General features: G+C 71.6%; 13 protein-coding genes. 9 read left to right on the top strand and 4 right to left on the bottom strand.

Annotated elements, in window-relative coordinates; translation table 11 throughout:
- Window positions 1–8: 8 nt before the first annotated feature.
- Window positions 9–3,554: a DNA polymerase III subunit alpha gene (dnaE, locus tag DRB89_RS30085; RefSeq protein WP_112463490.1), complete on the bottom strand. Its 3,546-nt coding sequence runs from the start codon at window positions 3,552–3,554 to the stop codon at window positions 9–11.
- Window positions 3,555–3,775: 221 nt separating this feature from the next.
- On the opposite strand from dnaE, the gene DRB89_RS30090 reads away from it, so the two are divergent.
- From DRB89_RS30090 to DRB89_RS30110, 5 genes are all read left to right on the top strand, one after another.
- On the top strand, window positions 3,776–5,101 hold the full coding sequence (locus tag DRB89_RS30090) for a DUF2252 domain-containing protein (protein WP_112452249.1): 1,326 nt from the start codon (window positions 3,776–3,778) through the stop codon (window positions 5,099–5,101).
- Window positions 5,102–5,246: 145 nt separating this feature from the next.
- Window positions 5,247–5,942 (top strand): hypothetical protein, encoded by a 696-nt coding sequence (locus DRB89_RS30095; RefSeq protein ID WP_112452250.1) that lies wholly within the window; start codon window positions 5,247–5,249, stop codon window positions 5,940–5,942.
- Between the two features lie 65 nt (window positions 5,943–6,007).
- A complete protein-coding gene (locus DRB89_RS30100) occupies window positions 6,008–6,805 on the top strand; it encodes a DsbA family protein (protein ID WP_112452251.1) in 798 nt (265 codons plus the stop codon).
- Window positions 6,806–6,958: 153 nt separating this feature from the next.
- The gene (locus tag DRB89_RS30105; RefSeq protein ID WP_239516392.1) at window positions 6,959–8,638 is read left to right on the top strand and encodes an alkaline phosphatase D family protein; all 1,680 of its coding nucleotides are present in this window, start codon (window positions 6,959–6,961) and stop codon (window positions 8,636–8,638) included.
- A gap of 253 nt (window positions 8,639–8,891) precedes the next feature.
- A complete protein-coding gene (locus DRB89_RS30110) occupies window positions 8,892–9,812 on the top strand; it encodes a zinc metalloprotease (protein WP_112452252.1) in 921 nt (306 codons plus the stop codon).
- Window positions 9,813–9,903: 91 nt separating this feature from the next.
- Here the strand turns inward: DRB89_RS30110 and DRB89_RS30115 are convergent, their stop codons facing one another.
- Entirely contained in the window at window positions 9,904–10,473 is a 570-nt protein-coding gene (locus DRB89_RS30115; RefSeq protein WP_112452253.1) for a dienelactone hydrolase family protein, read from the bottom strand.
- A 51-nt stretch (window positions 10,474–10,524) separates the two neighbouring features.
- On the opposite strand from DRB89_RS30115, the gene DRB89_RS30120 reads away from it, so the two are divergent.
- Window positions 10,525–11,571, top strand: coding sequence for a mechanosensitive ion channel domain-containing protein (locus DRB89_RS30120; protein ID WP_239516393.1), 1,047 nt, complete (start codon window positions 10,525–10,527; stop codon window positions 11,569–11,571).
- 234 nt (window positions 11,572–11,805) lie between these two features.
- Here DRB89_RS30120 and DRB89_RS45055 read toward each other — a convergent pair whose 3' ends face one another.
- Window positions 11,806–11,961 carry a hypothetical protein gene (locus DRB89_RS45055; RefSeq protein ID WP_239516394.1) on the bottom strand — a complete coding sequence of 52 codons (156 nt, stop codon included), beginning with the start codon at window positions 11,959–11,961 and terminating at the stop codon, window positions 11,806–11,808.
- A gap of 309 nt (window positions 11,962–12,270) precedes the next feature.
- Between DRB89_RS45055 and DRB89_RS30130 the strand changes: the two genes are divergently transcribed.
- Window positions 12,271–13,656 carry an MFS transporter gene (locus DRB89_RS30130; RefSeq protein ID WP_162688785.1) on the top strand — a complete coding sequence of 462 codons (1,386 nt, stop codon included), beginning with the start codon at window positions 12,271–12,273 and terminating at the stop codon, window positions 13,654–13,656.
- Here DRB89_RS30130 and DRB89_RS30135 read toward each other — a convergent pair.
- Window positions 13,604–14,833, bottom strand: coding sequence for a PP2C family protein-serine/threonine phosphatase (locus DRB89_RS30135; protein ID WP_112451434.1), 1,230 nt, complete (start codon window positions 14,831–14,833; stop codon window positions 13,604–13,606). The two genes, DRB89_RS30130 and DRB89_RS30135, sit on opposite strands and share 53 nt — an antisense overlap.
- Before the next feature lie 156 nt (window positions 14,834–14,989).
- Between DRB89_RS30135 and DRB89_RS30140 the strand changes: the two genes are divergently transcribed.
- Window positions 14,990–15,931: a cyclase family protein gene (locus DRB89_RS30140; protein WP_112451435.1), complete on the top strand. Its 942-nt coding sequence runs from the start codon at window positions 14,990–14,992 to the stop codon at window positions 15,929–15,931.
- 94 nt (window positions 15,932–16,025) lie between these two features.
- The gene (locus DRB89_RS30145) at window positions 16,026–18,743 is read left to right on the top strand and encodes a SpoIIE family protein phosphatase (protein ID WP_112463898.1); all 2,718 of its coding nucleotides are present in this window, start codon (window positions 16,026–16,028) and stop codon (window positions 18,741–18,743) included.
- Window positions 18,744–18,770: the final 27 nt, after the last annotated feature.

Genomic DNA, 18,770 nt, shown 5'->3' on the forward strand with positions numbered 1-18,770 from the left:
CGCTGCGGCTATCCGGCCAGGCAGGACGGGCCGAGGAGCACCTTGAGGTCGCCGAAGAGCGCGGGGTCGGGCTTGACCCGGTGCTTGTCGAGGCGGAGCACGGTGGTGGTGCGCGGCCCCTGGAGCTTGATCCGCACCTCGCTGTTGCCCTGGTGGTGGCGCAGGATCTCGCCCAGCCGGGTCACCATCGGCGGGGTGACCTTGACGGTGGGGATGGTGAGGACGACCGGGGCGTTGGTGCCGGCGTTCGACAGGTCGGGGACCATCATCTCCATGGCGACCAGCCGGGGGACGTCCTCGCGCTTGTCGAGGCGTCCCTTGACGAAGACGACGGTGTCCTCGACCAGCTGCGTGGAGACGAGCTGGTAGGTCGCGGGGAAGAACATGCACTCGATGGAGCCGGCGAGGTCCTCGACGGTGGCGATGGCCCAGGCGTTGCCCTGCTTGGTCATCTTGCGCTGGAGGCCCGAGATGATGCCGCCGATGGTGACGACGGCGCCGTCGGAGTGCTCGCCGCCGGTGAGCTGGGAGATGCCGGCGTCGGTCTTGTCGGAGAGGACGTGCTCCAGGCCGAAGAGCGGGTGGTCGGAGACGTAGAGGCCGAGCATCTCGCGCTCTTGGGCGAGCAGGTAGGACTTCTCCCACTCGACGTCGGAGAACTCCACGTCGAGGCCGAATCCGGGCTCGTCGCTCGCGCTCTCGTCACCCATTCCGCCGAAGAGGTCGAACTGCCCCTCGGCCTCCTTGCGCTTGACGGCGACCACGTTGTCGATCATCGGTTCGTGGTGGGCGACCAGGCCCTTGCGGGTGTGGCCCATCTCGTCGAAGGCGCCGGCCTTGATCAGGGACTCGACGGTGCGCTTGTTGCAGACGACGGCCTCGACCTTGTCCAGGAAGTCGGGGAAGGAGGAGTACTTCCCCTTCGCCTTCCTGCTCTTGATGATCGACTCCACGACGTTGGTGCCGACGTTGCGCACCGCGGTGAGGCCGAAGAGGATCACGTCGTCGCCCTGGGCGGCGAAGTTGGGCTCCGACTCGTTCACGTTCGGCAGGAGCACCTTGATGCCCATCCGGCGGCACTCGTTCAGGTAGATCGCGGACTTGTCCTTGTCGTCCTTGACCGAAGTGAGCAGACCCGCCATGTACTCGGCCGGGAAATTGGCCTTGAGGTAGGCGGTCCAGTAGGAGACCAGGCCGTACGCGGCCGAGTGGGCCTTGTTGAAGGCGTAGCCGGCGAAGGGGACCAGGACGTCCCACAGCGCCTTGATCGCCTGGTCGCTGAAGCCCTTGGCCTTGGCTCCCGCCTCGAAGATGACGAAGTTCTTCGCCAGTTCCTCGGGCTTCTTCTTGCCCATCACGCGGCGCAGGATGTCGGCCTCGCCGAGCGAGTAGCCGGCGATGATCTGGGCGCCCTTCTGGACCTGCTCCTGGTAGACGATGAGGCCGTAGGTGACGCCGAGGATCTCCCTGAGCGGCTCCTCCAGCTCCGGGTGGATCGGGGTGATCTCCTGCTGCTTGTTCTTGCGCAGGGCGTAGTTCGTGTGGGAGTTCATGCCCATCGGGCCCGGCCGGTACAGGGCGGACACGGCGGAGATGTCTTCGAAGTTGTCGGGCTTCATCAGGCGCAGCAGGGAGCGCATGGGCCCGCCGTCGAACTGGAAGACGCCGAGGGTGTCACCGCGGCAGAGCAGCTCGTACGTCTTGGGATCGTCGAGCGGCAGGCCGAGGAGATCGAGGTCGATCCCCTTGTTGGCCTTCACCATCTTGACGGCGTCGTCCATGATCGTGAGGTTGCGCAGCCCGAGGAAGTCCATCTTGATCAGGCCGAGCGACTCGCACTGCGGGTAGTCCCACTGTGTGATGGTCACGCCGTCCGTGTGCCGCACCCAGACCGGAGCGTGGTCGACGATCGGCTCGCTGGACATGATCACGCCGGCGGCGTGCACGCCCATCTGGCGGACCAGGCCCTCGACGCCGCGGGCGGTGTCGATGACCTTCTTCACGTCCGGCTCGTTCTCGTACATCGCCCGGATCTCGCCCGCCTCGCCGTAGCGCGGGTGCGAGGGGTCGGTGATGCCGTTGAGGTCGATGCCCTTGCCGAGGACGTCGGCGGGCATCGCCTTGGTGAGCCGGTCGCCCATGGCGTACGGGTAGCCGAGGACCCGGGCGGAGTCCTTGATGGCGTTCTTCGCCTTGATCTTTCCGTACGTGCCGATCATGGCGACCTTGTCGTCGCCGTACTTGTCGGTCACGTACCGGATCACTTCGACGCGCCTGCGCTCGTCGAAGTCGATGTCGACATCGGGCATGGAGACGCGCTCGGGGTTCAGGAACCGCTCGAAGATCAGGCCGTGGGTGATCGGGTCGAGGTCGGTGATGCCCATGGCGTAGGCGACGATCGAGCCGGCGGCGGAGCCACGGCCGGGGCCCACCGCGATGCCTTGGTTCTTGGCCCACATGATGAAGTCGGCGACGACGAGGAAGTAGCCCGGGAACCCCATCTGGATGATGACGTCCAGCTCGTACTCGGCCTGCTTCTGCCGGTCCTCGGGAACACCTCCCGGGTAGCGGCGGGCCATGCCGCGCCGCACCTCCTCCTTGAACCAGGTGATCTCGGTGTAGCCCTCTTCGGGGATCTCGAACTTCGGCATGAGGTTCTTGGCCTCGAACATGCCGGTGGTGTCGATCTGCTCGGCCACCAGGAGGGTGTTGCGACACCCCTCCTGCCAGGCGTCCGAGGAGTCGACGGCGTACATCTCCTCCGTGGACTTGAGGTAGTAGCCGGTACCGTCGAAGCGGAAGCGGTCCGGGTCGGAGAGGTTCTTGCCGGTCTGGATGCACAGCAGGGCGTCGTGCGCGGCCGACTCGTGCGCGTACGTGTAGTGCGAGTCGTTGGTGACCAGCGGCGGGATGCCGAGCTTCTTGCCGACCTCCAGCAGCCCGTCGCGGACCCGGCGCTCGATCTCGATGCCGTGGTCCATCAGCTCCAGGAAGTACCGGTCCTTGCCGAAGATGTCCTGGTATTCGGAGGCGGCCTTCAGGGCCTCGTCGAACTGGCCGAGGCGCAGCCTGGTCTGCAGCTCACCGGAGGGGCAGCCGGTGGAGGCGATCAGGCCTTCGGACCACTGGGAGATGGTCTCCTTGTCCATGCGCGGCCACTTCGTGAGCCAGCCCTCGGCGTACGCGTCGGAGGACAGCCGGAAGAGGTTGTGCAGGCCGGTGGAGTTCGCCGCCCAGATCGTCTTGTGCGTGTAGCCGCCGGAACCGGAGACGTCGTCGCGCTTCTGGTGGGGCTGGCCCCACTGGATGCGCCGCTTGTTGCGCCGGGACTCCGGGGCGACGTAGGCCTCGATGCCGATGATCGGCGTGACCCCGGCCTTCTTCGCCGTGTGGAAGAAGTCGTAGGCCCCGTGCAGGTTGCCGTGGTCGGACATGGCGATGTGCGTCATGCCCATCTCGTTGCACGCGTTGAACATGTCCTTGAGCCGCGCGGCACCGTCCAGCAGGGAGTACTGGGTGTGGACGTGCAGGTGCGTGAACGGCGTCTTGGTCACGGTGGGGGCCTCCGGCGGGGAGAGAGGGGCGGCAGCTCTGAATCCTACGTCTCCCGGGTGACAGACGGAGGGGGCGCGCGAAGCGCTCGATGAGGGGAGGTGGTCGGGTGACGGGTGGGCGGGCACTGACCGGTACGGTCATGCGTTGCACGACCAACGGCAGTGTCCGAAATGCATGATCGAAAATGCGATCCACCCCGCGCCACCTGGAGGCACCCGCCATGGCGGTTCCCGAGACGACCGACGAGCAGCGCGCCGAGCAGATACTCGACGTGTTCGACATCGCGTTCGGTGAGCTGATCACCGCCGACCCGACCGCCTTCCAGGTCAAGTTCCGGAAGATGGCCGCCTCCGCGTTCGCCTTCTACCGGGGCACGGCCTGCCTCTTCTACGCCGACCTGGAGCGCGAGCGGCACGGCGGCCCGTACCTGGACGAGCGCACCGGCCGGGTGTGGATCCACGGCGATCTGCACGCCGAGAACTTCGGCACCTACATGGACTCGAACGGCCGTCTGGTCTTCAACGTCAACGATTTCGACGAGGCGTACGTCGGCCCGTTCACCTGGGACCTCAAGCGGTTCGCGGCCTCCGTCGCGCTGATCGGCTACACCAAGGCCCTCAGCGACGAGCAGATCAGCGAGCTGGTGCGGACGTACGCGGCCGCCTACCGCGAGCGCATCCACGCGCTCGCCACCGGCGCCAAGAACGAGGAGGTCCCCTCCTTCACCCTGGACACCGCCGACGGCCCGCTGCTGGACGCCCTGCGCGACGCCCGCCGGCGCACCCGCTTCTCGCTCCTCGACTCGATGACCGAGATCCGCGATTTCGAGCGCCGCTTCTCCCCCGGCCCCGGGACCATCGAGCTGGACGCGGCCACCCGCTACAAGGTGCTCGCCGCCTTCGACGGCTACCTGGAGACCCTCCCCGACGAGTCCCTGGTCCGCCCGGACTCCTACCGGGTCAAGGACGTGGTGGGCCGCCGGGGCGTGGGGATCGGCTCGGCGGGCCTGCCCTCGTACAACATCCTGCTGGAGGGGCACAGCGACGCCCTGGAGAACGACGTCGTGATCTACCTCAAGCAGGCGCAGACCCCGGCCGTGTCCCGGCACGTCACCGACCGGGCGGTGCGGGACTACTTCCGGCACGAGGGGCACCGCACGGTGATCTCGCAGCGCGCCCTCCAGGCGCACGCCGATCCGTGGCTGGGCTGGACCGAGCTGGACGGGGCGGGGCAGCTGGTGGCGGAGGTCTCCCCGTACGCGGTGGACCTGGACTGGTCCGACCTGGACGACCCGGAGGAGATCGCGGCCGTGGTCGCGGACCTCGGCCGGGCCACGGCGACGATGCACGGCGCGGCGGACGAGCAGCAGAGCGGCCAGACACTGGTCCCCTTCTCCACCGAGCGGGCCATCGACGCGGCCATCGCCGCGGACGAGGAGGGCTTCGCCCGGCTGCTGGTGGACTTCGCCCACGCCTACGGGGCCCGGGCGCGCGCCGACCACCAGATCTTCGTGGACCTCTTCCGCAACGGGCGGATCACTCCGTAGGACCGTGCGCCGGGCGGCGGGTACCGGACGGGGGGCGGGTACCGGACGGGGGGTGAAAGCCGCGATCCCTCCCGAAAGGCGCGTTCCGCGCCCCTTTCGGGACCTGCGCCCCGTCCTCACAGGGACTCGTGGCACACTCGCGGCGATGGACATATCCGGGGTGGGACCACGAGGGCTGCGGGCCGCGCTGTTCAGCGCGTTCGTCGTGCTGCTCTCGGCCGGCTCGCACGTCCTGATGTCCCGGACCCCGCTGCCGCCCGCCCTGGTGGGCGGGGCCTTCGCCGCCGTGTTCGCGATCGCCTACGCCCTGGCGGGGCGCGAGCGGGGCCTCGGCCCCATCGCCGGCCTGCTCGTACCGCTGGAGCTGGCCGCCGACACCGTCTTCACCTCCGGCCAGCACCTCTGCTACGGGCCCGCCGGCGGGCCCGTCTCGGGCCCGCTGCGCGCCATGGGCCTCGCCGACCTGTGCGGCGGCTCGCCCCTGGGCGGTCCGCTGGCCGAGGCGGGCGGGGCCGCCGCCGACCCGGGAGCGCTCCTGGCCGCGCCCGGACCGTGGACGCCCTGGCTGCTGCTGGGCGCGCACGTAGGCGTCGGGCTGGTCGCCTCGGTGTGGCTGCGGCACGGGGAGCGGGCACTGGGACGACTGCTGGACGCGGCCGCCGCCTGCGCCTTCCGGCCGCTGCGGCTGGCCTCGGCCAAAGTGGTGGCGGCCTTCGGCCCGACTCCGCGGCGGGCCCTGCGGCCGACGCCCGCGGGCACCGCGGCCCGTACGCGCTTCCCGGCACATTCCGTGGGACGGCGGGGACCTCCCCGCGTACACGGCGCGCTCGCCCGCGCCTGACGTACGCATGGCAGTCCGCCCTTCCATCCGGCTTCGCTCCGAAGCCACACCCCACGGAGATCACCATGAGCGCACGCAACAGCCAGGCGAACAAGGCGGCGGCCCGCGAGAAGCTGCGCGCCGAGCGCGAGAAGCAGGCCAAGCAGGCCAGGGCCCGCCGCCAGGTGTTCGTCGCGGCCGGCGTCGCGGCCGCCCTCGCCCTCGTCGGAGGCGTCGGCTACCTGGTCGTGCAGGCGAACAAGCCCGGCGAGTGGGACAAGGCCGCGGACGCGGCCCTGGTCGCGCCGAAGAACACCTCGGGCGAGAACGGCACGACCGTGATCGTCGGCAAGGCGGACGCCAAGAAGACGCTGGAGCTGTACGAGGACTCGCGCTGCCCGGTCTGCGCGACCTTCGAGCAGGCCATCGGCCCGCAGGTCAAGAAGGACCTCGACGCCGGCAAGTACAAGATCCAGTACATCGGCGCCACCTTCATCGACAAGGGCATCCCGGGCAGCGGCTCGAAGAACGCCCTGAGCGCGCTGGGCGCGGCCCTCAACGTCAGCCCCGAGGCCTTCCTGGAGTACAAGACGGCCCTCTACTCCGCGGCGAACCACCCGGAGGAGAAGGACGACAAGTTCGGCAAGGACGCCTACCTGCTGACGGTCGCGGACCAGGTCCCGGCACTCAAGGACAACGCCGAGTTCAAGAAGGCCGTCGAGGACGGCACGTACAACCGGTGGGCCCTGGAGATGTCCAAGACCTTCGACAAGAGCGGTGTCACGGGCACGCCCACCCTGAAGATCGACGGCAAGAAGATCGACCCGCTGCCGCAGACCCCCGAGGCGTTCACGACGGCCGTCGACAAGGCGCTGGCCGGCTGACGCTCCACCGGCCGGAGCCCCGCTGACCGAGGCTCCACCACCGGCCCGGAACGACCGGTCCACCGCGCGGGCGGGCGAACTCCCAGAGTTCGCCCGCCTGTTGCTTTCACAGGGCTTCTCCACCGGCTGTACCCGTCGGTAATATGACCATCCGTGACCAGTCAACTCTCCTCTTCCGCACCGGATTCGGCGTCCGCGCCGAACCCCCGCCGCCGCACCGTCGTGCTGGCCGCGGCGGCCACCGCCGCCCTCGCCCCGATGACCGCGCTGGCCGCCGGCCCGGCCCGCGCGGCCGCGGGCGCCGGCGCCCCCTCCTTCGCGCACGGCGTCGCCTCGGGCGACCCGCTGCCCGACGGGATCCTGCTGTGGACCCGTGTCACCCCGGTCCCCGGGGCCGTGCCGGGCTCCGGCGCGGGGCCCGCCCTCCAGGTGGGCTGGGAGATCGCCGAGGACAAGGCCTTCTCCCGGGTCGTCGCCGGCGGCTCCGTCGCCACGAGTGCCGCCCGCGACCACACCGTCAAGGCCGACGTGCGCGGGCTGCGGCCGCAGACGGCGTACTGGTACCGGTTCAGCGCCGGCGGGTCGCTCTCCCCGGTCGGGCGGACCCGCACCGCTCCCGCCGACGGGACGACCACCCCCGGGGTCCGCTTCGGCGTGGTCTCCTGCGCCAACTGGGAGTCGGGCTACTTCTCGGCGTACCGGCACCTGGCCGCGCGGGCCGACCTGGACGCGGTCCTGCACCTGGGCGACTACCTCTACGAGTACAAGACCGGCGGCTACCCCGAGCCGAAGTACGTCGTACGGCAGCACGAGCCGGCGCACGAGATCCTGACCCTGGCCGACTACCGCACGCGCCACGGCAAGTACAAGACGGACCCCGACCTCCAGGCCCTGCACCAGGCCCACCCGGTCATCGCGATCTGGGACGACCACGAGATCGCCAACGACAGCTGGGCCGGCGGCGCCGAGAACCACGACCCGGCCACCGAGGGCGACTTCGCCGCCCGCGCGGCGGCCGCCCGCCAGGCGTACTTCGAGTGGATGCCGGTCCGCACCTCCACCGAGGGCACCGTCTACCGCAGGCTGCGCTTCGGCACCCTCGCCGACCTGCACCTGCTGGACCTGCGCAGCTTCCGCTCGCAGCAGGCCGGCATCGGCAGCGGCGCGGTGGACGACCCGGAGCGCACGATCACCGGCCGGGCGCAGCTGGACTGGCTGAAGGCGGGGCTGGCGGGCTCGCAGGCCACCTGGAAGCTGGTGGGCACCTCGGTGATGATCTCGCCGGTGGCCTTCGGCTCCCTGCCCGCGCACCTGCTGGAGCCGCTCGCCGAGCTGCTCGGCCTGCCCAAGGGCGGGCTCGCGGTCAACGTGGACCAGTGGGACGGCTACACGGACGACCGCCGCGAGCTGCTGGGCCACCTGACGGACCGGGGCGTGCGCAACACCGTCTTCCTGACCGGCGACATCCACATGGCGTGGGCCAACGACGTCCCGGTGGCGGCGGCCACCTACCCGTGGTCGCGGTCGGCGGGCGTGGAGTTCGTGGTGACGTCGGTGACCTCCGACAACATAGACGACCTCCTGCACGTCCCGGCGGACACCGTCTCGCTGGTCGCCGAGACGGCGATCAAGGCGGCCAACCGGCACGTGAAGTGGCTGGACATGGACGCCCACGGATACGGCGTGCTGGACGTGACGGCCGAGCGGTCGCAGATGGACTACTACACGATCTCCGACAAGCGGCGCCAGGACGCCACGGCCGCCTGGCAGCGCTCGTACCGGACGCTGAACGGAACGCAGAAGGTGGAGCGGGCGGACCAGCCCGTCCGCTGACCCATGCGGGCCCGACACTGACATACCGTCAAATCTCTTGTCCGAAGGGGCGTCTGGTGCAGACCAGGCGCCCTTTCGGCGTCAGAAGCAACAAATATTTAACGCAAGACCCTTGACCTGTACGCGTCATCAACCCATAAGCTTCGCGCCATCCGAAGTGATCTTCGGCCTGAAAGCCCCCACCGAGACCCCACCTCGAGGAGCACACGTGCGCGCAGTTGCCCGCATATCCCCCCTTCTTCGCCGTCGCCTGATGAGTACGGCCGTCCTGGCCGGAACCCTGGCCTTCACCCCGCTCGCCGCCGCCAAGACCGGCGCCGAGGTGTGCGCCGAGGAGTCCGCCGGAGCGGCCAACGCCCGCGTGGCGCGGCCGAAGGACCAGCACGCGGCCGAGCCGAACGAGGTCACCGAGGCCCAGTCCAAGGCCATGGACGCCGACCTCCAGGCGAAGCTGGCGAAGACCTCGAAGGAGCCGCGCAGCCTGCGCGTCGCCGAGGCCGTGACGAGCATCCCCGTGTACTTCCACGTCATCCACTCCGGCACCACCGGAAAGCTGACGTCCACCGACATCACCAAGCAGCTCGCGGTCCTCAACGCGGCCTACGGCGGCCAGGGCACCGGGAACGCCAACACGAACTACCAGTTCACCCTGGCGGCGACCGACTACACGGACAACGCCTCCTGGTACAACCTGGCTTCCGGCTCCACGGCCGAGAAGAACATGAAGAACACCCTGCGCCAGGGTGGTGCGGGCGCCCTGAACTTCTACACCGCGAACCTCTCCGGCGGACTGCTGGGCTGGGCCACCTTCCCCAGCTCCTACGCCTCCCAGCCCAAGATGGACGGCGTGGTCGTCCTCGACACCTCGCTGCCCGGCGGCTCCGCCGCCAACTACAACGAGGGCGACACCGCGACCCACGAGGTCGGCCACTGGCTCGGGCTCTACCACACCTTCCAGGGCGGCTGTAACGGCAGCGGCGACTCCGTCTCCGACACCCCGGCCGAGAAGAGCGCGGCCTTCGAGTGCCCGACCGGGCGCGACAGCTGCGCCGCCAAGGCGGGCGTCGACCCGATCCACAACTTCATGGACTACACGTACGACTCCTGCATGTACCAGTTCACCGCGGGCCAGGTGACCCGCATGAAGAGCATGTGGACGGCGTACCGCGCCTGACGTCCGGCGCACGCGTGACGGGCCCGCAAGAGGCCCGCACGACGATGGGGCCCCCGCGCTCGCGGGGGCCCCATCCGTGCGTTCCCCCGGGCTACAGGCCGTCGAGGAAGCCGAGGGCGACGGTCCAGGCGTGCTCGGCGGCCTCGGCGTCGTAGTCGTCCAGCCCCGGGTCGGTGAACAGGTGCCCGGCCCCCGGGTAGGTGTGGACCTCCACGTCCGCCCCGGCCTTCCGCATGCCCAGGTACCAGGCGGTCAGCCAGTCGTGCGGCTCGAAGGGGTCCGGATCCGCGATGTGCAGCTGCACCGGCAGGTCGTCGATGAAGAGGCCGTCCTCCAGGTCGGCCGTCCCGTGCAGGAGCAGCAGCCCGCGGGCCTTCGCGTCGGCGAGCGCCAGGTGCTGGGCGAGCGAGCCGCCGAAGGAGAAGCCGGCGTAGACCAGCCCCTGGTCGGAGTGGGGGGCCGCAGCCAGTACCGCGCGCTTGAGCAGCTCGTCACGGCCGATCCCGTCCCGGTGGGCCATGCCCTCCTCGACGGTCTCGAAGGTGCGTCCCTCGAAGAGGTCCGGCACCTGGACCTCGTGCCCGGCGGCGCGCAGCCGGTCGGCCGCCTCCCGCACCGCGGGCCGCAGCCCGTAGGTCGAATGGAAAAGCATGATGTTCATGCCTCCATCGTGCCAGCTCCCCCGGACCCCGTCCGGCTACGGTTGGCGTCCATGGACACGGACTCGCTCCTGCGCCCGGTCGCGGCGGTCGCCGGCACCCTGGCCCTCACCCTGATCGCGGGATGGCTGCTCGACCTGCTCCTGCGCCGGGCCGACGCCCGGCACAGCGAGACCCCGCTGTGGGGCCTGCTGCGCCGCTGCCGCCCTCCGTTCCAGGTGGTCCTGGCGGCCTCGCTGCTCCAGGGCCTGCGCCACCGCGCGGACGGCTGGGGCCACGCGCTGACCCTGGTCCTGATCGCCTCGGCCGCGTGGCTGCTGGTGCGCGTCACGACGGCGATCGTGGACTCCGTCTACGCCCGCTACGCGGCCGACACCCCCGACGACGCCCGCGTCCGCCGGGTCCGCACCCAGGTCACGCTGATCCAGCGGGTGGTCACGGCGGTGGTGATCGTGGTGGCGATCGGGGCGCTGCTGCTCACGTTCCCCGAGATGCGGACGGTCGGCACCTCGATGCTGGCCTCGGCGGGCGTCCTCGGCATCGTGGTGGGCATCGCGGCCCAGTCCGCCCTGGGCAACCTCTTCGCCGGACTCCAGATCGCCTTCGGCGACACCGTCCGGATCGGCGACACGGTGGTCGTCGACAAGGAATGGGGCACGGTGGAGGAGATCACCCTCACGTTCCTCACCGTCCGCACCTGGGACGAGCGCCGCATCACGATGCCGGTGTCGTACTTCACGGGCAAGCCCTACGAGAACTGGTCGCGCGGCGGCGCGCAGATGACGGGCACCGTGTTCTGGCACCTGGACCACAGCGCCCCGGTGGACCTGATGCGCGAGCAGCTCCAACGGATCCTGAAGGACGTCCCGGAATGGGACGGCCGCACGGGCTCCCTCGCCGTCACGGACACCACGCCGCACACGATCCACGTCCGCGCGGTGGTCACGGCGAAGGACGCCGACGACGTGTGGACCGTGCGCTGCGCGGTCCGCGAGCGCCTGATCACCTGGCTGGTGACCCACCATCCGTACGCCCTCCCCCACATCGCCACCACGGAGGCGGCGCCCCCACCGGACGGATCCGGCCCCACCGGCGATTGAGGCGCGGGGGCCGGGGCGGAGCCCGGGACGGGTCCGGGGGGGCCGGGGGCGGCGGTGCCGCCGGATGCCGAGCATCCGGCGGCACCGAGACCCAGGAGCAGTGCCACGGCTGCGGTCCGTGTCCTGGAACCCATCGGTCTGGTACAGGCACCACTTGTTGGACGCGATGGTGATCAGGTTGTCCTGGATGTCCAGCCAGCCGGGGCCGCGGTCCAGGTGCCAGGGCGTGCCCTGTTAGCCCGTGGCCTTGTACAGCGTCACGTTGCAGCTGTTGCCGTTGTTGAAGGCCGAACCGTGCAGGGCGTTCTTGAAGTTCGCGTAGCCGGTGAGATCCGTGTTGTTCTGGTAGACGGTCTGCACGCCGCCCCGGTAGTCGGTGTTCCAGTCCACGCACAGCCCTCCGCTGTTGCAGCCGGCCGGGGCCTCGGTCGCGGCCGGCGCGACGGCCGCCGCGCCCAGGGCTCCGTATCTCGTGGACCGGTGTTCCCGTACGCCTTGAGGCTGCCGGTGGCGGCCAACCGGCGACCAACGCGAAACCAACGGGGGCCCGTTGGCGGCGACGGCGAAGCCCGTGGTCCGGATGCGGGCCCCGGCGGGCCGCCCCACAATGGGGTGAGGGCATGCGTGCGGCCGTCGATGGTGCCCCCGACTCCGACGGCGTCGACGTCGGCTTCGACGTCGGCTGAGAGGAGCGCGCCCATGCGCGCCGAGTCTTCGGCGGCAGCGCGGACGGGAGCCTTCGTCGCGGTCGCCGTCGCCCTGTTCTGCATCCAGCTCGACTTCTTCGCCCTCAACCTCGCCCTTCCCGGGATCTCCGAGGAACTCGGCGTCACGGTGTCGGCGGCGCAGTGGACCCTGTCCGCGTACATGCTCGCCATCGGCTGCTTCTTCATCGTCGGCGGCCGGGTGGGGGACGTCTTCGGGCGGCGGGGGACCCTGCTCGCCGGGACCGCCCTGTTCACGGCCGGTTCCGTGGGGTGCGCGCTGGCGCCCGGCCTCGGTCCCCTGGTGGCGGCCCGGATCGCCCAGGGCGTGGGCGCCGCGTTCGTCTTCCCGGTGGCCGTGTCCGTGATCACCAACACCTTTCCCGAGCAGACCCGCGCGAAGGCGCTGGGCGGCGTGTTCGGCGTCGCCAACATCGGGACCGCGCTCGGGCCCTTCGTGGGCGGAGGGTTCACCGAGGGGCCCGGCTGGCGCTGGATCTTCTGGCTGATGGCGCCGCTGGGCCTGATCTCGCTGCTCGTCGCCCTCGCCTACGTCCCGGACTCGCGCGACGTCTCGGCGCCGCGCGAGCTCGACCTCCTCGGCTGCGCCCTGATCGTGTGCGCCCTGGCCGCCCTCACCATGGCCGTGGAGCGCGGGGACGCCTGGGGCTGGGACAGCGCCCGCGTCCTGCTCCTGTTCGCGGGGGCCGTCGTGGCCGGCGGGCTGTTCCTCGTGCGGGAGCGGCTGGCCCGGCACCCGCTGATCGACCTGCGGCTGTTCCGCGACGTCCCGTACGTCCTGGTGACCGCGATGGGCTCGCTCACGAACATGGGCTATGGCGTCACCGTCTTCCTCGCCACCCTCTACCTCCAGGGCGTGCGCGGGCTCTCGCCGCTGCTGGCCGGCACGGTCTTCCTGGCCCCGGCCCTGCTGGTGGCCCTCAGCGGGCCGCTCGGGGCGCGCCTGGGCCGGCACATGGCGCCGACCACGGTGATGGCGCTGGCCGCGGCCGTCGCGGGCACGGGGATGTACGCGCTGGCCCAGGCGACCGCCTGGTGGCTGTACGTACCGGTGTTCGCGTGGTGCGGCCTGGGCCTGGGGCTTGGCTGGACCTACTCCAGCGTGGCGACCCAGCAGATCGTCGCGCCGGCCAGGGCGGGTGAGGCGTCGGGCGTACTGCTGACGTTCCTGGTCACGCTGGGCGCGATCGCGCTGGCCGGGACGGCCGCGGGGATCTCGGCGATGACGCCGCAGCGCTCGCCCGAGGAGGCCTACGACGCGATCCTGCGGCTGGGCGGGGTGGGCATCCTCGCCTCGGCGGTGGTCGTCATGGCCGTACGCCGCCTGGTCCGGCCCCGTCTTCGAGCCGGTCGTCCCTGAGCCGGTCGCCTTCGAGCCGGTCGCCTTCGAGCCGGTCCTCTTCGAGCCGGTCGACGAGGATGACCGCCACGTCGTCCGCCAAAGAGCCCCGGGTGTGGCGCAGCAGTCCCTCGCGCAGGCCCTCCAGGAAGTCCTGCCGGGTGTGGCCGCGCATCGTCTTCATGGCCTCGGGCAGGTCGAAGAAGGCGTTGTCCGCGTCCCGGGCCTCGATGACGCCGTCCGTGTGCAGCAGCATCCGGTCCCCCGGTGCGAAGGGATAGGTGTCCGGCCGCCCCGGAGGGCCGGTGATGAACTCCTCGAGGCCGAGCGGCGGCAGCGGGGTGGTGGGCACCAGGGACCGTACGGCGCCGTCGCACAGCAGCAGCGGGGGCGGATGGCCCCGGTTGATCACCACGACGTGGGGGCCGTCGGGGATCTGGACCACGAGCGCGGTGACGAAGGACTCCCGGAGGGCGTCGTCGGCGCCCTCCGGGCCCGCGCCCGCGCCCATGACGACGGCGTCCCGGCGCAGGGCCTCTCCGCAGTGGTTGACGACCTCCACCAGGTCGTCCTCGTAGTGCACCGCCTCCCGGAACGCGCCGAGCACGACCGCGGCGGCGCGTACCGCGGGCAGCCCCTTGCCCCGGACGTCCCCGACGATCATCCGGACCCCGTACCGGGTCTGGACCGCGTCGTACAGGTCTCCGCCGATCTGCGCGCCCGTCTCGGCCGCCAGGTACATGCTGGCCGCCCGCACGGAGCCCAGCCGGGCCGGTACGGGCCGCAGCAGGACCTCCTGGGCGGCCACGGCGATGCGGCGGATCTGGTTGAGCTCGTTCTCCCGGCGGGTGCGCGCCGCGCGGCTCGTGATGACGCTGGCCACGGACACCAGGAACAGGGCGACGAAGTTCGTGTAGACCTGCTGGCCGCCCCAGGCGTGGTTGTGGGTGGCGGTGGTCACGCTGACGCCGACGGCCACCCCCGCGGCCGCGAGCGTGCCCGTGGGACCCATCGTCACGGCCGCCAGAGCGGGTGTCGCGACCAACAGGGGGCCGGTGTACACGACGTGCGCGGGAGTGAGCTCGATGAGGAGCACCAGCAGGGCGAGCGCGAAGGGCAAGCACACCGCGAGCGTGAAAAGGACCTGGTGGTGACCGCCGGCTCCCGGTCCCGGGGGCGAGCGCAAGGGCGCCCTCATGAGTACAGCCTGCCTCGCCCGGACCCGCGGCCGCCACTCCTGTCCGTCCGTCCCCTGGGGGTGTCTTCCCGGCCCGAGCGGCCCGGCCTGCGCCGGAGCGGGTAGGGATGCGCAAACGGCGGGCCGGCCCGCCGCCCCGCGAGTCTGGAGCGCCGCATGCCCGTGAGCACCGACCCCGCGGAGGTTCCCCGGGTCTCCCGTGCGGAATTCGACGCCCTCTTCGCCTCGGTCCGTACGTGGGGCCGGTGGACCCCGGCCGACCGGGGCGCCTGGAACCGGGTCACCCCCGACCACGTACGGCGGGCCGCGGCCCTGGTCCGGGACGGTACGGCGGTGCCCCTCGGGCTGCCCTGGAACACCCGGCCCGGCCCCGACAACGCCAAGCCCGCCCTGCACTACATGTCCGACCTCGGCGATGTGGAGCCTCCGGAACCGGCCACCCACAAGGACTTCCTCGGCGTCGACTACCACGGCAAGGCCGTCAGCCACCTGGACGCGCTGTCGCACATCGCCTACCGGGGGCTGCTCTACGGGGGCCGCCCGGCGCGCGAGGCCATCGGCTCCGGCGGGGCCCGCTTCGGCTCGGTGGCGGCGCTGGGCCCGCTCGTGACCAGGGGCGTCCTCCTCGACCTGCCCGCCGTCCTCGGGGTGGACTGGCTGGAGCCCGGGCACGCGGTCCGCGCCCGCGACGTGATCGACGCCGAGCGCGCGCTCGGCGTCCGGATCGACGAGGGATGCGCCGTGCTGCTGCGCTCCGGCCGGTTCAGGCGCCGGCGCGAACTGGGCCCCTGGGACGTCGACGCGGCGAGCGCGGGCTTCCACGTGGACGCGATGCCGCTGCTGGCCGAGCGTGCGATCAGCCTGCTCGGCGCGGACGGGGACAGCGACGTCCGGCCGTCCCCGGTCGAGGGCCTCCACTCCCCGGTCCACGCCCTCGCCATCGCGGCCATGGGGGTGCCGCTGCTGGACAACCTGGACCTGGAGGCGCTGGCCGCCGCGTGCGCGCACGCCGGGCGCCACGAGTTCATGATCGTCGTGACACCCCTGAACGTTCCCGGCGGGACGGGATCGCCGGTCAGTCCGGTCGCTCTCCTGTGAAGCATCAAATCCCCAGGAATATACTCAAAGCACACTGATTCAACTTTCGTCCCGGGACGGCCGAGCGCGGCATCGGCAAGGGGAAGTGATGCAGATGGGGGTCACGGGAGAGCAGATCGGCCCCGCACGCTCCCGTGAGCGGTTCCTGGGGGGCGAGCCGGTCGAGGCCGGCGTGCGCGGCCCGATCCTGAACTCCTGGCGGCGCTGCCGGCTGCTGGGCCTGTCACCGGACGGGGCCGAGCTGCCCTACCGGGACGACTTCGATCCGGACAGCCGGCTCGTACGGGCCGCCGGACCCGTCCTCGACGCACTGCAGTCCCGGTTCTCCGACAGCCAGATGAACATCTCGGTCACCGACGCGAACGGCACGGTGCTCCAACGCCGCTTCGGCGAGGCCTCCCTGGCCCGCAGCCTGCCCCCCATCCAGAGCGTGCCCGGCTTCGTCTTCGCCGAGCGCTTCGCCGGGACCAACGGCATCGGCCTCGCGCTGGCCGAACGCGGCCCCATCCAGGTCTTCGGCGCGGAGCACTTCGCCGAACGCGCCCAGTCGAACGCCTGCTGCGCCGTACCCATCCGCGACCAGCTCAGCGGGCACATCGCGGGCGTGCTCTGCTTCGGCTACCCGCACACCTACGAGCACCCGGCCCTCGCCGTCCTGCTCCGCCGGGCGGCCGGGACGATCGAGCGGCGGATGACGGAGCAGAGCTCGCGGCGCGAGCGCGAGCTGCTGCGGGCGTACCTGGACGCCGGGCCGGACGGACCGGGGGGCCCGACCGGCAGGGAGGGACTGACCGGTCCGGAGGGACCGACCGGCAGGGAGGGACTGACCGGTCCGGAGGGACCGACCGGGCTGCGGGAGCCGACCGGTCCCGCGCTGGATCCGCGCGATCAGACGATCCTCAAGGACCGGGCGAGCGAGCTGATCTCCTCGTTCCGGCGGGCCGTCGTCGACGTGGCACTCCCCCACGGCCGAGGGGCCACCTTGCTGAGCCACCCGGTGACGAGCCGCTCCGGGGTGGCGGGCATGGTCGTCGAGGCCGTGCTCAACAACGACGGGCCACCGGCGCCCACAACCGCGCAGCGGCCCGCCGCGGTCCGCGGACTGGTCCTGGTGGGCGAGCCGGAGGTCGGGAAGTACGCCGTCGAGGCGCGGCGCCGCCTGGAGCTGCTGGCCGAGGCCAGCACCCGTATCGGCACCACCCTGGACGTGGGCCGCACCGCCCACGAGCTCGCCGAGATGGCCGTCCCGGCCCTGGCCGACTACGTCACCGTCGACCTGCCCGAGGCCGTACTGCGCGGCGACGACCCCGCCGGTCCCGGGACGGACCTGTACCGGACGGTGGTCCACGGCATCCGCGACGACTGCCCCTTCTACCCGGCGGGTCAGCACGTACGGCTGGGCGCCGCTAATCCCGTCATGCGCTGCCTGACCGAGAGCCGCACGTTCCTGGAACCCGAGCTGGGGTCCGCGGCCGGCTGGATCGCGCAGGACCCCGATCGCGCCCGCCGGATCATGGCGCGCGGCGTGCACTCCCTGATCGCCGTGCCGCTGCTGGCCCGCGGCGTCCTGCTGGGCATCGCGAGCTTCTACCGCGCGCAGGACCCCGCCCCGTACGCGGACGACGACAGCCGGCTGGCCCAAGAGCTCGCGGCCCGCGCCGCCCTGTGCATCGACAACGCCCGCCGCTACACCCGGGAGCACACCCTGGCCCTGGCGCTCCAGCGCAGCCTGCTCCCCCGCGGCCTGCCCGAGCAGGACGCCGTCGAGGTCGCTCACCGCTATCTGCCCGCCGAGTCCGGAGTGGGCGGCGACTGGTTCGACGTCATCCCCCTGTCCGGCGCCCGCGTCGCGCTCCTCGTGGGCGACGTCGTCGGCCACGGGCTGCACGCCGCCGCCACAATGGGGCGGCTGCGGACCGCGGCGCGCAACTTCGCCGAACTGGAACTCGCCCCCGACGAACTCCTCACCCACCTGGACAACCTCCTGGTGCGTCTGGACCGGGAGGAGGGGGACGACCACGCCACCGGCAGCACCGGCATCGTCGGCGCCACCTGCCTGTACGCCGTCTACGACCCCACCTCGCGGCAGTGCGCCATGGCCCGGGCCGGCCACCTCCCGCCCGCCCTGGTCCATCCGGACGGCACCGCGAGCTTCCCCGACCTGCCCGCGGGCCCCCCGCTGGGCCTGGGCGGCCTGCCCTTCGAGACGGCCGAGATCACGCTCCCCCGGGACAGCACCCTCGTGCTCTACACCGACGGGCTCGTCGAGGACCGCCACCGCGACATCGACGTGGCCCTCGACCGGCTGCGGCGCACCCTGGCCCACCCGGGCCGGAGCCCCGAGGAGACCTGTCAGGCGGTCATGCACGCCATGGCTCCCGAGCACCCCTCCGACGACATCGCCCTGCTCGTCGCCCGCACCCGCACCCTGCCCGCCGACCGGATCGCGGTCTGGGACCTGCCGGCCGACCCCGAGCGGGTGTCCGCGCTGCGCGCCGCCGCCACGCGCCGGCTGGCCGACTGGGGGCTGGACGAGCTCGCGTTCGCCGCCGAGCTGGTGCTGAGCGAGCTGGTCACCAACGCCATCCGCTACGGCACCGAGCCGATCCAGGTCCGCCTGATCCACGACCGCGCGCTGATCTGCGAGGTGTCCGACGGCAGCAGTACCGCCCCGCACCTGCGGCGGGCGGCCACCACGGACGAGGGCGGGCGCGGCCTGTTCCTCGTGGCACAGCTGGCCCAGTCCTGGGGTGCCCGCTACACGCCCCGCGGCAAGGTCATCTGGGCCGAATGCGCCCTGGACGCGGCATAGGGTCCGTCATGCACGCAATTGCACCGT

The organism is Streptomyces sp. ICC4, assembly GCF_003287915.1.
GTDB classification, from domain to species: Bacteria; Actinomycetota; Actinomycetes; order Streptomycetales; family Streptomycetaceae; genus Streptomyces; species Streptomyces tritrimontium.